A 14,324-nucleotide genomic window follows, 5' to 3' on the forward strand; every position below is an offset into this window, starting at 1 on the left:
GTTATCCGATGGAGGAGGAAGAAGATGAAACTCAACAGCACGATGAACGGGGCTTCGATCCTGGCGGTTATGGCCTTTGGAACGGGCGCGCAGGCCGAACCGAAAACCAACATGATGCACCAGTGGGCTCAGGGTTCGGAAGCCGCTGCGATTGCTAAGCTCGGTGAAATGTTTGAGGCCGCCGGCGGAACCTGGGAGCAGACCGCGATTTCGGGCCACACATCCAACACGCTGGCCAAGCTGCGGTCGGATGTGGTGGCGGGAAATGCGCCTGCCGCCGTGCAGCTGAAGGGTCCGGAAATTGCTGAGTGGAACGCAACCGGAACCACTGCCAACCTGGATGAGGTTGCGGCCGCGGAAGGCTGGGACGATGTGGTTGCGCCGGAACTGACCTCGGTGATGAAGCCCACTGGGAGCTGGGTCGCGGCTCCCATGAATATTCATCGTGTCAACTGGCTCTACAGTTCACCCGCGATCCTTGATGAGGTCGGCCTCGAGGTTCCCATAACCTGGGACGAGTTCAATGCAGCCTGTGATGCGATTATGGCTGCGGGTTACACCTGTATTGCGCATGGTGCGGCGGACTGGTCGGATACGACCACGTTTGACAGTGTTGTCTATGGCATGGATGTGGACCTGTACCGCAAGGCATTCCAGGAAGCCGACGTCGACGCAATGCGCAGCCAGGGCATGATCGATGCTTTTGCGCAGCTTCGCAAAATGGTTGGTTACATGGATGACGGTATTAACGGCCGCTCGTGGGAGCAGTCGATGACCATGACCATGTCCGGCGAGGCGGCGTTTTTCCTGATGGGTGATTGGACCGTGGCCTCGGCTAATCTGGCCGGTTTCGAGGAAGGCGAGGACTATCTCTGCAACCAGACGCCGGTGGACTGGGGTGGAACCGGGTTCATATTGAATGCGGATTCGGTGGTGTTTTTCAATCAGACCGACCCTGACTACGTGGAGGGTCAGAAGCTTTTGGCCAGCACCATCATGTCGCCGGAGTTTCAGGTGACGTTCAACGTCGCCAAGGGCTCGATCCCGTCGCGCACGGATGTTGATCTGTCCACGGGTGGGTTCACCCAGTGCCAGCAGAAGGGTCTTGAGGACCTTAAGGCTTCGGTCGACGAGGGAACACTCGTTCGGTCGATGGCGCATAACATGACGGTTCTGCAGAAGTACCGGGGCGCCATGATGGAAGTGATCACCGAGTTTGTCGCCGACGATTCCATCACACCGGAAGAAGCCGCCAACCAGCTTGCCGACGCGGTTGAGCTGCAAAGCTAGGCTCCGACGGTTTGATGACCGTGTCGACCTGCTCCCGTTGGCCGGCACGGATCCTTCACACAATCAATCAGAAAACGGTCAAACATGCCTGATCCGATACAGCCTTCCCCAGGCGAGCGGCTGGCCCGCTGGACGCCGCAGCTGGTGCTTTTGCCGACCCTTGCAGCAGCGTTCATTTACGTGGTGGTGTTCTCGGCTTGGACACTTTGGATCTCCGTGTCCCAGTCCACGCTGCTTCCGAACATGGCCTATGGCGGGTTCGGTGAATACGCGGCTCTGTGGAAGAGCAAACGCTGGATTGTCTCCTACCAGAACCTATTTCTGTTCGGGATTCTGTATGTTTTGGGTTCGCTCTGTGTTGGGACGCTGCTCGCCATTCTCATTGACCAGAGAGTGCGGTTTGAATCGGTGTGGCGGACAATTTTTCTTTATCCGCTGGCCATTTCCTTCATCGTGACCGGCACCGTCTGGCGCTGGATTTTTCATCCGCAGACCGGTGTGGAGCGGGCTCTGAATGATCTGGGCTGGCTGAGCGCGAAGTTCGACTGGATCACCGACAGGGACATGGCGCTCTACGTCGTGGTGTTCACCGGCATCTGGCACGCGTCAGGTTTTGCGATGGCGCTTATCCTGGCGGGATTGCGGTCTGTGGATGGAGATCTGATCAAGGCGGCCCAGATCGATGGAGCCTCCATGCCGCGGATCTATCGCAAGGTGGTTTTGCCGACGATATGGCCCATTTTTGTCGCCGTCACGGTGGTGCTCCTTCAGTTTGCCATCAAGACTTATGACCTGGTGGTGGCGCTGACCCAGGGGGGGCCGGGTGTCGCAACCACGGTTCCGGCGATTGTTGTTTACGACCTGATGTTCCAGCGCGGTCAGATCGCTCAGGGTGCGGCGGCGGCCGTGATGATCCTTGTGGCGCTTGCCATTGTCATTGTGCCGTACGTGATCTTGACTGCCTGGCGCGCGCGGAAGGAGGGCCCCTCCCATGGTTGATACAACACATCATGCGTTTGATCCGCTTGCGACCGGCAGCAGTGCTCGTCAGGCCCGGGCGAAGACGATTGTCTACGGGCTGCTGGGGTTTTTCGCTCTGCTTTACCTGTCGCCACTGGTGATCATTCTCATGAACGCCTACCGGCCGCTAGAGGACATCGTGCGGGAGGGGTTCATATCCCTGCCTGAGGTGATGAGCTGGCAGTACTGGGGTGAGGCCTGGAGTACCTTCTGCATCGGGGGCAGCTGCGAGGGGGTCTCGCGGTACTTCTCCAACACGTTGATGATGACCATTCCGGCTACGATCCTGTCGACGGCGTTTGGTGTCGTCAACGGCTATGCCCTGTCAAAATGGCGCATCAAATATGACACATGGGTATTCGGACTGATTACACTGGGTGTGTTTTTGCCGGCGCAGATGACACTGCTGCCCTGGGCGTTTGTTCTGGGCAAGATTGGGCTGTCGAACACGATTGCGGGGCTGGTCTTGGTCCATACGGTGCAGGGCGCGAGTTTTACCACGCTGTTTTGCCGGAACTATTTCCTGGCTGTGCCGGATGACCTGATCAAAGCGGCGCGGATCGATGGTGCCGGGTTCTGGCGCATTTTCCGGCGCATCATGCTGCCGCTCTCGCCGCCGATTCTGATCGTATGCGTGATCTGGCAATTCACCGGGATCTGGAACGAGTTTCTTTTCGGCACGGTTTTCACATCCGGTGCCAACCAGCCCATCACATCGGCCATCGTTGCCTTTTCAGGCTCGGGCACCGGCGAGCGGCATTACAATGTTGAGGCGGCCTCCGTGATCTTCGCGGCTCTGCCACCGCTGCTTGTTTACGTGTTTGGCGGCAAATATTTCGTGCGGGGCCTGACCTCCGGCGCGGTCAAATAGGGGGAGGGACAATGTCTTCTTTGCTAATCAAAAATCTGCGCAAGAGCTATGGCTCCGTCGAGGTGCTCAAGGACATTAATCTGGAAGCGGATTCGGGCGAATTCGTGGCGCTTGTCGGACCGTCGGGCTGCGGCAAATCCACGCTTCTGTCGATCATTGCGGGGCTGGAGAGCGTAACCTCCGGCGAAGTGATGATCGGGGACAGGGTCGTGAATAATGAAGCACCCAAGGACCGGGACATCGCGATGGTGTTTCAGTCCTACGCGCTCTACCCGACGATGACGGTGCGGCAGAACATGACCTTCGGCATGGAGTGCCGTAACATCGACAAGACGGTGCAGGCGGAGACGGTCGCACGGATAGCTTCATTGCTGCAGATTGAACCGCTTCTGGACCGCAAGCCGGGTCAGCTGTCGGGTGGACAGCGTCAGCGTGTGGCGATGGGACGGGCGCTCGTGCGGGATCCCAAACTGTTCCTGTTTGATGAGCCGCTCTCCAATCTCGATGCGAAACTGCGGGTGGAGATGCGGGCCGAGATCAAGAAGCTGCATCAGAATGTTGGCCGCACGACGGTTTACGTGACCCATGACCAGATCGAGGCGATGACGCTCGCGACCCGGATTGCGGTGATGAACCAGGGTGTTCTGCAACAGTACGCGGCGCCCAAGGAGATTTATGAGCGTCCCGCCAACACGTTTGTTGCCGGATTCATGGGTTCTCCTAACATGAACTTCTTCCCGGCGAGGATAGCGCAGGGCACGGACGGGTTGGATGTGGTTCTGGACGGCGGGGATCGTGCGGTGCTCCCCCTTGTGGGCGACGACCCCACAAATATATCGGAAGGACAGAAGGTGACTCTTGGTGTACGGCCTGAGCATTTCAGCCCTGCCCATGAGGCGCGCGCGGCACGGAAGGGCATTCCATCAGTGACGGTTCCGGTCTCGGTGGAAATGGATGAACCAACCGGTTCAGAGACGATACTGATGTGCCGGGTTGCGGGCTCCGAGGCCATCATTGTCTGTGAGCCGAATGGCGCGCCGGTTCCGGGGTCCAGCGCGGATTTTGAAATTGACATGAGCAAGGTCAGCCTTTTTGACCCCACCACTGAACGGCGTCAGTTGCTCGGAACCGATCTGAAGGCCAAACATGTTCTGATAACCGGCGGTGCCACCGGTATCGGCCGGGCCGTGGTGACGGCCTTCGCTGCCGAGGGTGCGCGGGTTTCCTTTTTTGACATCAACGGTGCGGCGGGCCGGGATCTGGCCGAAGGTCTTCGCTCGGCGGTTGCCTTCCACGAAGTGGATCTGACCTGTACAGAGGCGCTGCGGGAGCGAATTATGGCGCTTGCCAACGAGGCGGGCGACATCGATGTGCTGGTGAATGGCGCGGCTAATGACATGCGGCATAAAACGAATGAGGTCACGCCGGAAAGCTGGCGTGACACGCTGTCGGTCAATCTCGATCACCAGTTTTTCTGCGCCCAGGCGGTGTTGCCCGCAATGCGGAGAAAAGGCTCTGGCGTGATCCTGAATTTCGGTTCAATTGCATGGCGGGAAGGACTTGCCGATGCGGTCGGGTATGTGACCGCGAAGGCTGGCATCGAAGGTTTGACCCACGCGCTTGCCCGCGAGGCCGGTCCCGATGGCGTGCGGGTCAACTGCCTGCTTCCGGGATTCGTGCGGACGGAACGGCAGGTGGAGAAGTGGCTGACGCCTGAATTGCAGGATGAGGTGATGTCGCGGCAGTGTTTGCGCCGGTTCACCGAACCGGAGGACGTGGCAGGGGTAGCGGTTTTTCTGTGTTCAGATGCCGCCCGTGCGATCACGAACCAGACGGTGCTCGTGGACGGGGGCTGGCTGTAGCTTTTTTTCGCAACCAACTCTACCCACTGACAGAAACCTGTGTCAGTTATCGCACAATGACGCAGGGAATTTTGTTTGAGATTATCGGCGCCGGTATGGGGCTGGGCATGTCGTTGCTGGTGCTGGCGGGCCTTAGCCTGCGTTTGCATCAGGAGCCTGGGCCACACCTGCATCTTTGGGCCATGGTGGCGTTTTTCGCGATTGATGCGCTGGACCAATTTGATGTGCTGTATTTCGTTCCGATCTTCGGAATGGAACCGATTTTCTATGGCTATGTACTCGTGCTGTATCCGGGATACATGATTAGTCTCTGGCTGTTCGTTCGAGGGCTGACCGAACCAAATGCGTGCCTGAAGCGCCAGGACCTAATCCATCTTCTGCCGATTGCACTTGCGGGATTATGTCTGGCTCCGTTTCTGTCGCTGCCCGCGGCGATGCGGGTGGATTTTGGTCCGGATGCCGCGGGGGAGTTTCTCAGGCTGGTAGCGTTTGGCCAGAATGTATTCTGGCTGCTCTGGGTGATTGTGGTGGTTGTTTATGGCGTCCTGTGCGCACGGCGATTGGTGTCTTATCAGCGAGACATTCGGGAGGTTTTCTCGGACCTTGAGGGCCGATCACTGGTTTGGCTCGATGCGCTGGTTGTGGTGATCCTGCTGCTTGCGGGAATCGTAGCGTTGGATGAGTTACTGGCACTGCTGGACCTGCCCGAAATACGGGAGGGGGTGTCGGCCATGATCTTCGATCTGGCGATGTCCGGAGCGCTGGGGCTCTATGCCCTACATGCGCGACCCGCTCTGCCACAGTGGTCGGCACCGGTCGTTGCGGAGGCGAACTCTTCGATCGAGCGCGTCGTTAATAGTGGTTCGACAGGAAGCAAATACGCGCGGTCAGGGCTAACGGAAAATGACCTGTTGCGGTTGGCCCGACGGGTTGAGGAACGGATGGAGGCGGGAAAACTCTGGCGGCAGGGTAATCTCGACCTGCAGAAACTGGCGGAATCGGTGGCACTTAGCCCGATCCATCTGTCGGAAGTCCTGAATGCGGGCCTGGAAACCTCGTTCTATGATTTTGTGAACCGGTACAGGATCCGCGAAGCCTGTAAACTGCTGGGAACAACGGACATGAGCGTGCTCGAGGTCAGTGAGGCCGTTGGCTACAACGCAAAATCGACTTTTAACGCGAGTTTCAAGCGGGTCACGAGCCAGACGCCGTCGATGTGGCGGCGCGAAAACCGGGCAGCAGTTTGAGCGCGAGGCAGAAAACGTCTGGACAAGCTGGTTTGGACGTTTGGTCACTAGACAGCAACCTTATGAAATAAAATGAAATATTAAGCATAACGCCTCGTCCGGCTGGATTATGCGTCCGGACCAGCCGATCCGGACGACGTGTGGTTGGGCATCTGTCAAATGCACCAACAAATGTTGCGGCCTTTCTGAACTGAGGGCCGGATTTTGCGAGGGCAGATCATGAGAGTTTTCAATCCAGCGGCGCTGCGGGCGCCGCTTGAAACCGTTGCGCAGTTCATCACCGGCAAGGGAGCGCCGACGAGCGTGGTGTCGATTTCGATGAACGGGATTGAGGCCGCGGTTAGGGCAAAAGGCGAGCAAATCAAACCGGCGGAACAGAGCTTCGAGATCGGGTCGCAGACTAAGATGATGACGGCGGTTGTCTTGCTCCAGCTTGCGGAGGAGGGCTTGGTGGCCCTCGACCGTCCGATTGCCGACTACCTTTCGAAGTCAGTAACGAAGGGAATTGCCAACGTAAACGAGGCGACCCTGCGCGATGCGCTGACAATGCAAACTGGAATATTCAACTACACGAATATCTCGGACGATGACGGATTTCGTCTGGTTGAGCGGGCTGCGGCGGAGTCTGATGAGATCGTTGATACGGAGTTTGCGCTCGACCTTTTGCGCGGACTCCCCGCGCAGTTCAAACCTGGTGAGCGTTTCGAGTATTCCAACAGTAACTATGCGCTGCTGGGCCTGATTGCCGAAGAAGTCACCGGTCAGACGCTTGGTAAACTGATGGAAGAGCGGATTTTCGAACCGCTTGGCATGTCCGCCAGTCTACTGGAAGACTTCGAGCATGATGCAAACAGGTTGAAATCATATTATCCACTGGGCGATGATGAACTGCTTGACGTGACCTGGTTGGGCCTTGACCGCTTCGCGGAAGGTGGTGGCATTTCCAACACGGCGGACATGACAACGTTTCTAAACGCACTGCTGGTGGAACAAAGCCTGTTGCCGGAAGAGTCCCTTTCCCTGATGACGGATTTTGTTCTGACTGACCAAGGTTACGAGTTCGGACTGGGTCTCGCGAAATTCAATATTTCCGAGGATCGTCATCTGGTCGGGTTTTCCGGCGGTACGTCGGGAACGGATTCGGCTACCTTTCTGCATCTGGAATCCGGTGCCATTCTGTCGGCGGCGGTAAATCGTCCGGATCTGGCATACGGTTCAGTGTCAGCGCTTGTTGGAATGATCGAAACCGTTTTGCCCGATAACGCCTGGGTTGAAGCGAATGAGGGGTCCGGGCGGGTTCGGGTCGAAGGCGTGTCCGCTTCTGGGCTGGCGATTGAGGTGCATGAACGTGGCACGATAATCAGCCACGAGGGTGTTTCTCTTGCACTCGAAACCGCGCTTGGAAAACTGGAGGATGCGATCCAGTTTGCCGACGGCTCCAAATTACGGATTGGTGACGGCGGGGACGACAGATTTGTTTTGGGTGCCACCGACGATCAGGCGATTGGCCGGTCCGGGAGTGACCGTATTCATGGTGGCAGGGGTGATGATCTCATGAGCGGTGGAAAAGGTCATGACAGCATGAACGGCGGTGGCGGGGACGACGAGCTTAGCGGTGGCAGAGGTCATGACCGGCTTTTTGGCGGATCCGGGGCAGATGTCTTGGAGGGTGGCCGGGGGGCCGATACTCTGATCGACGGCAAGGGCAATGAGTTGATGACAGGCGGCCGCGGAGCGGACGTATTTGTGTTCGGGCGCGCTGCCAACGACGGTTCCCGCGACCGCGACAGGATCTTGGACTTTGACGTCTCGCAGGATTTGATTGACTTGCGCGGGACTGAAATCCGGGACATTTATGAGGGATCAGCCGGTCTGCGTCTGACCCTCTCTGGAGATGGCGACATCCTTAAAATTTTCGGAATATCGGAGTATGACGATCTCCTGTTCGTGTGATTGCTCTATTGTGGGAGGATTTAACTTTTGAGCAGTGTGGTCCTGTTCAGCCTTCCGGCAGAAGAATGGACGGGTCGATACCGCGTTTTTCAGCGCTGAGACGGACGGCCTCGCGCAGAGCCTTGCTGCGTTTGAGCAGGCGCCGGAAGCGGTCCTCGTCCAGGACAAGGACGGTGGTTGGTGCGATGGCGCGGACATCCGCGCGGCGCGCTCGGTTGGTGAGAAGTGCCATCTGGCCAAACATTTCGCCACGGCCAAGCCGCCAGGACTGGCCCGCGCTTTCGAGTTCAACCGCGCCTGAGGCAATAAAGAACACCCGTGTGCCTGATATTTCCTTGCGCACTATGACCTCACCCGCGTTGAAGTAGCGTGTGGCAAGCGAGCGGGTCAGACGTTTGACAATGGCGTTGTCCAGATCGGCAAAGAACGGGAACTGGCGGACGAAGGCTTCGCGCTGGACCGCGACATCCAGGCGGGGGCGTTCCTCTGCGGCGCCCCTGCGCGTTGCAAGCTCCTGTATCAGGGCGGTATAGACCTCGGCCCCGATCAGTCCGTCGTCGCGCATGGCGACGTATTCGCGCTCCTCCATTCGCAGGGCGGTGCGCCGGATGAAGCGCCGTTCGAGTTCCTCAGCATACCCTGGGTATTGTAGGCGAAGACCTTCGAGTGCGGTTTCCACGTTCTCGATACGGCGTGACAGAAGTTCGTGGAGAAGTTCCGCGACGCGGCGACCGTGGATGCGGCGAATGCGGCCGTCGATGAAAGTCCCGAGGTCGCGCATGATCAGACGCTGAGCCAGCAACAGTTCGAAACGGTCGGCGGTCATCTGGGCCAACGGGCCGGAAATGCCCAAACGACCATGGAGCAGCACGGCTGCGCGGAATGCCTGGCCATAAGCAACACTGCGTCGTGCTGATTTCTGATAACCGATGCGGCCCTGGGTGCGGGCGGCTTCGATCAGCCGGTCCGCGTCCGACAGTACCAGTTCGGCCATTCGAGCGGAGATCGTGCGTTCGCGCATGTGTTCGAGAATGGTGTCGCGTTCGTGCCCGGCCAACGCAATGAGACCCAGAGCAATGCGGTCTCGGTCGAGGATGCGGCCGTTTTCCTCGGCCATCTTTACGACGGCATCGAGGCGTTCCCCGAACCGCTTTGCCTCCGAACGCACGGTGTCGCGGTTCAGGTCATACCTGTCCGTGGTGTGTGCAACGTCTTCGCGCACGGTCTGCAGGGCAACGGCGACCACCTGACGGGACAGGGCCTCGTCGAGTGGGGAGAGGCGGTCCAGCCCGAGCCGTCCGATGATCCAGCGCAGTGTTGTACCCTGTACGAGCAATGTGAAAAGTGTGAACCCGGTGGCGAGTATGCCAACGACCCGTTGGATGTCATCCGGGACGCGGAAGCTCTCGGTTACGGCGAGTGCCAGTGCCAGTGTGACGGCGCCCCGGAGGCCACCCCAAAGGATCGCAACCCGGTAGGGTCGTTCGACCGCAGGGGATATTTTGAGCGACGTAAGCAGCGGCATCAGCCCGAACAGGATGGCGGCTCGGGCGATGATTGCTGCCACAACCACGACGCCAACCAAAAGAAAGTCCTCCAGTCGAACCTCTTCCAACAGGCGCGGGATGAGCAGCGCTGCGAGGATAAAGATAAGTGCTCCGGCCCAGTGTGCGAGTACGTCCCAAAGTTCACGCAGGTTGGTCCAGGACTGGGGTGGCAATCGTCCAGGTGCCGTGAGGTTGAGTGTGAGACCAGCGGCAACCACCGCAATGACGCCTGACGCTCCCACGCTCTGTTCCGCCACGATATAGGCGAGGTAGGGGAGAGCCACGGAGATTGAGATTTGTGCCAGTTCGTGACGGCTGAAAAGGCTCATGACCCAGACGGCGATCCGGGCGGCGACCCATCCGGTCACCACGCCGCCAGCGATGAGCATTGGAAAGCGGGCGAGGGCGTCGCTGAGCTTCGGGTCGGGCAGGCCAAGCATGACGAAGCCCATGAACAGGCCGAACAGAGCGATGGCGGCGGCATCGTTGAGCAGGCTTTCCCCCTCAATAATCCGGGCAAGACGCCTTGGAGCCGAGATTGACCGAAAAATAGAGACCACCGCCGAGGGGTCGGTGGTTGAGACGATCGAGCCGATCAGAAGGCAGGCGGCAAGGGGCAGCGTGCTGGCCCATGAGAGGGCGTAGCCTACCGAGAGCGTGGCGACAACCACAGCCACCACCGCAAGCGTTAGGATGGGGACCCAATCATCGAGCATTCTTCTAAGGTTCATGCCCAGTGTTGCCTGAAAAAGCAGTGTTGGCAGAAAGACATAAAGGAAGACATTCGACCTGATTGGCAGGCCCAGAATTGCCTCTGCCACCGGGTTGAGTGCGTCGGTCAGTGTCGTTCTGAGAAAGAAGGTTGCGCCAGCACCGATCATAATGCCGAGAACGGCGAGGATCACGCTGTATGGAAGGCGAACGCGCGCGGCGAAGGGCTCAGCCGCGCCAATGACGACAAACAACGATGCAATGACGGTGATGACGATAGTGATGTCCATAAACCGGAAATATCAGAAGACGCGGCGGACGCACGTGCAATTTGACGTCGCTCCGATTGGTAACTCCGTTTGTGATCTCAAATTTTTGCGGGGTTTGGCCGGATAAATGCGGTTGCTTCCTCATTTGAAAGGGAATTTTACTTGGCGGTATGAGTGACTCCAAAAGCCTGCCGACGGGAACCATGCGTAACGGGGGGCACCGCTATCGGATTGGTCTGTTGAACCCCAATGCAAACCTTTCAACAACCGCACTGATGACGGGACTGGCGGAGCCGATTTGCCCGCGAGGCGTGATTGTCGAAGGCCATACCATGGAGCGGGGTCCGACGGTGATCATGGATGAGACTGCGCTCAATGCCTCCGTGGAGCAGGTGGTGGCGAAGGGAATTGATTTGGCCGCTGCCGGGGTGGACGGGCTGATCGTTTCAGCCTTTGGTGATCCGGGGCTGTTGACGTTGCGCGACCGGGTCGATGTGCCGGTTGCTGGTATTGCGGAGGGCGGGATGGCAGAGGCTGCCGCGGGTGGACGGATGTTCTCGATTGTCACTACGACACCGAGGCTTGAAGCCGCCATTCTCAGTCTGGTGAGGCGATATGGTCATTCTGGAAACCTCGCGTCGCTGCGTATAACCAGGGGCGATGTCCCTGCAATCATGTCTGATCCGGTGCGGATACGGGCGGCTCTGGTTTCCCTTGCCCGCGAATGTGAGGCGGATGGGGCGGAGGCTCTGCTGATTGGTGGCGGGCCATTGGCGCCAGCGGCTCCGGCCGTGGCGGAAGCCATTGCTCTGCCGGTTATTGATCCAGTAGGGGCGGGGACGCGTCAGGTTTTGCGAATGCTGGGACTGAAGGAGGCAGCTGAACATAGAGACGCGAAATGATGGCAATTTTCGTGATTTGAGTGAGCACGATGCCAGTCAGGACAGGGAGTGGAAATCGCCCGACGACAGAACTGGCGATGCGTCGATATCCTTGGCGTCAAGCATGGCCGCCACACGTTCGAGGGAGGCGAGAAGCTGGGCCTGTTCCCAGTTCTGCATTCGGCCGAATGCCTGGACGAAGCGTTGCTGAAGAGCATCAGGCGCATCGTCAACCACCTCGCGACCCTGATCAGTAATGGTCACGTTTGTCTGTCGACGGTCCGTTTCGGATCTCTGGCGCAGGATCAGATCCCGTGCTTCCAGTTTGTCGATGATGGCCGTGACCGTGGCCTGGGCGACACCCATCTGCGTGGCGAGCACCTTGGGTGTGCGGCTGCCGTCCGGTTGGGCATAAAGAATCTGTAATACGCGTAGCTGCGCGGGCGTGATTCCCGAGGCTACGGCCAGGTCACGTTCAAAAAGGGTGGTTGCGCGGATTATTCTTCGGAGCGCGATGAGGCAGTCATCGACGCGGTCGGATTGCGTCACAGTCATGAAGCAATTGTGGCACGGAGTTGCAGGATGCTTCAAGAACCAAAGCATTTTAAGGGCGCATTGAGATAATTCGCCTTGCAAATCAATTTTGCGGCCCTTTTTATCGATAAATTCGGGAAAATGAGCAAAAAAATCGCCCGATCGATGCAGCGAAAATAAAACTGCTTAGTATGTTGAAGTTATTTTCAGCAGCGGCTATCTATTCGCGCGAACGACCAGGGACACATGCCATGCCGAAAGATCTGACTGAACCCCGAACGCGTACGCTCCGTTTGCGCAAACCTGATGCGTCGGACGGAGCCGATATATGGGCGCTTGTAAAAAGCTGCAGGCCGCTTGATGTAAATTCCATGTATGCCAACCTCATCCAGGCTGATCACTTCCGTGATACCTGCGTGGTTGCGGAACGTGACGGGGAAATCGTGGGCTGGGTGTCCGGCCATATGATTCCCGACAGTTCGGAGCTTTTTGTCTGGCAGGTGGCCGTCGGGGAGAAGGCCCGGGGTACCGGCCTTGGCAAGCGGATGCTTCTCGACCTGATCGAGCGTGACGCCTGCAACGACGCCGAGAACCTCAAGACAACCATCACGCGGGACAACACCGCATCATGGAGCCTGTTCCGGAGCTTTGCCCGCTCCATTGGTGGCGATCTCACGGATGAGCCGCATTTCGAACGGGATGTACACTTTGACGGGCAGCACGACACCGAGCATATGGTGACGATCAGCCTGCCGACTGCGGATGAACTGAGCCGCGCGGCCTGAGCCGATCCTCCCGACATACCAAATTCAATGATTAACGCACAGGATGCGAAAGGTACTCTCATGCCCAAGGACATGACTGAAACCCATGATATTTATGACCGTCGCGAGAGCGCGGCGCGCTCGTACTGCCGCAACATGCCGGCGGTCTTCGAAAAGGCTTCCGGGTCCGAACTGACGACTGCGGATGGACAGACTTATATCGACTTTCTGGCCGGATGTTCATCGCTCAATTACGGACACAACGATCCGGATATGAAAGCCGCACTGGTGGAGCACATAACGGCCGATGGGATTGCCCATGGCCTGGATCTGCACAGCGGCGCAAAAGGTGAGTTTCTCGAGGCGTTTGAGGACCATATTCTCGCGCCCCGTGGCATGGATCACCGGGTCATGTTCACAGGTCCGACGGGTGCAAACGCGGTTGAGGCCGCGATGAAAATCGCGCGTAAAGTGACCGGGCGGACGAATATTATTGCATTCACCAACGGTTTCCATGGTGTCACGGCCGGAGCGCTGGCGGCGACAGGAAACGGGTATCACCGCGGCGGCGCAGGCATGGAGCTTAGCGGTGTAACGCGGATGCCCTATGACGGGTATTTTGGTGCTGAAACCGATACGGCTGACTATCTGGAGCAGATGCTCGCCGACGGTTCCGGTGGTGTGGATGCGCCGGCGGCAATCATCCTGGAAACAGTTCAGGGTGAGGGCGGTTTGAACTGCGCCCGTGCGGAATGGGTGCGTCGCATCGCCGCCGTGGCCAAAGAGCACGGCGCACTCTTGATTATTGATGACATTCAGGCCGGGTGTGGTCGCAGCGGTACGTTCTTTTCCTTTGAGGATATGGGCGTAACCCCGGATATCGTGACTATGGCGAAATCCGTTTCGGGTTTTGGTTTGCCAATGGCTCTCGTTCTGGTGCGGCCACAACATGACGTGTTCGGGCCGGCGGAACATAACGGCACTTTCCGTGGAAATACGCATGCGTTTGTGACGGCGCGTGTGGCGATCGAAAAATTCTGGGCAGATGATGCGTTCCAGAAAGAACTTGAGATGAAATCGGAGCTGATCCAGGACCGCCTGTTCCGCATCGCGGATCAAATTCCGGGCAGCGGCCTGAAGGGCCGTGGCGTAATGCAGGGTGTTGATGTGGGGTCCGGGGAGCTGGCCTCCGATATTTGCCGCCGGGCTTATGACGCGGGTCTGGTGATCGAGACCTCGGGCAACGAGGATCAGGTGGTAAAGGTTCTCGCACCGCTGACCACACCGGTCGAGACATTGCGCAAAGGCTTCGACATCCTTGATGAAGCCGTGCGTAACGCCATGAGTGCCAAAACCCCGATTGCAGCGGAGTAAG

General features: G+C 58.3%; 11 protein-coding genes. 9 read left to right on the top strand and 2 right to left on the bottom strand.

The annotated features are described in order from the left end of the window. Positions 1-24: 24 nt before the first annotated feature. The 6 genes from ACP15P_RS17300 (at position 25) to ACP15P_RS17325 (ending at position 8,243) form a co-directional block, all read left to right on the top strand. Positions 25-1,290 (top strand): ABC transporter substrate-binding protein, encoded by a 1,266-nt coding sequence (locus ACP15P_RS17300; protein ID WP_424929713.1) that lies wholly within the window; start codon positions 25-27, stop codon positions 1,288-1,290. A gap of 84 nt (positions 1,291-1,374) precedes the next feature. Further along, on the top strand, positions 1,375-2,289 hold the full coding sequence (locus ACP15P_RS17305; RefSeq protein WP_424929714.1) for a carbohydrate ABC transporter permease: 915 nt from the start codon (positions 1,375-1,377) through the stop codon (positions 2,287-2,289). Beyond that, complete coding sequence (locus ACP15P_RS17310) at positions 2,282-3,181, top strand: carbohydrate ABC transporter permease (RefSeq protein ID WP_424929715.1); 900 nt, start codon at positions 2,282-2,284, stop codon at positions 3,179-3,181. The genes ACP15P_RS17305 and ACP15P_RS17310 overlap by 8 nt, the downstream gene beginning before the upstream one ends. Positions 3,182-3,192: 11 nt before the next feature. Next, positions 3,193-5,043, top strand: a complete 1,851-nt coding sequence (gene ugpC / locus ACP15P_RS17315; protein ID WP_424929716.1) for a sn-glycerol-3-phosphate ABC transporter ATP-binding protein UgpC — start codon at positions 3,193-3,195, stop codon at positions 5,041-5,043. 56 nt (positions 5,044-5,099) lie between these two features. Beyond that, on the top strand, positions 5,100-6,290 hold the full coding sequence (locus tag ACP15P_RS17320; RefSeq protein ID WP_424929717.1) for a helix-turn-helix domain-containing protein: 1,191 nt from the start codon (positions 5,100-5,102) through the stop codon (positions 6,288-6,290). Between the two features lie 219 nt (positions 6,291-6,509). Continuing rightward, complete coding sequence (locus ACP15P_RS17325) at positions 6,510-8,243, top strand: serine hydrolase (RefSeq protein WP_424929718.1); 1,734 nt, start codon at positions 6,510-6,512, stop codon at positions 8,241-8,243. Positions 8,244-8,289: 46 nt separating this feature from the next. Here the strand turns inward: ACP15P_RS17325 and ACP15P_RS17330 are convergent, their stop codons facing one another. Then, positions 8,290-10,791: a cation:proton antiporter gene (locus tag ACP15P_RS17330; protein WP_424929719.1), complete on the bottom strand. Its 2,502-nt coding sequence runs from the start codon at positions 10,789-10,791 to the stop codon at positions 8,290-8,292. Positions 10,792-10,940: 149 nt separating this feature from the next. Between ACP15P_RS17330 and ACP15P_RS17335 the strand changes: the two genes are divergently transcribed. Next, entirely contained in the window at positions 10,941-11,672 is a 732-nt protein-coding gene (locus ACP15P_RS17335; RefSeq protein ID WP_424929720.1) for an aspartate/glutamate racemase family protein, read from the top strand. Between the two features lie 36 nt (positions 11,673-11,708). On the opposite strand, the gene ACP15P_RS17340 is transcribed toward ACP15P_RS17335, so the two are convergent. Continuing rightward, a complete protein-coding gene (locus ACP15P_RS17340; protein WP_424929721.1) occupies positions 11,709-12,206 on the bottom strand; it encodes a MarR family winged helix-turn-helix transcriptional regulator in 498 nt (165 codons plus the stop codon). A gap of 230 nt (positions 12,207-12,436) precedes the next feature. Here ACP15P_RS17340 and ectA point away from each other — a divergent pair, with 230 nt between their 5' ends. Then, positions 12,437-12,970, top strand: coding sequence for a diaminobutyrate acetyltransferase (ectA, locus tag ACP15P_RS17345; protein WP_424929722.1), 534 nt, complete (start codon positions 12,437-12,439; stop codon positions 12,968-12,970). A gap of 60 nt (positions 12,971-13,030) precedes the next feature. Then, positions 13,031-14,323 (top strand): diaminobutyrate--2-oxoglutarate transaminase, encoded by a 1,293-nt coding sequence (gene ectB / locus ACP15P_RS17350; protein ID WP_424929723.1) that lies wholly within the window; start codon positions 13,031-13,033, stop codon positions 14,321-14,323. The last annotated feature ends 1 nt before the right edge of the window (position 14,324 follow it).

This window comes from Amaricoccus tamworthensis (genome assembly GCF_049800875.1).
Classification (GTDB): Bacteria; Pseudomonadota; Alphaproteobacteria; order Rhodobacterales; family Rhodobacteraceae; genus Amaricoccus; species Amaricoccus tamworthensis.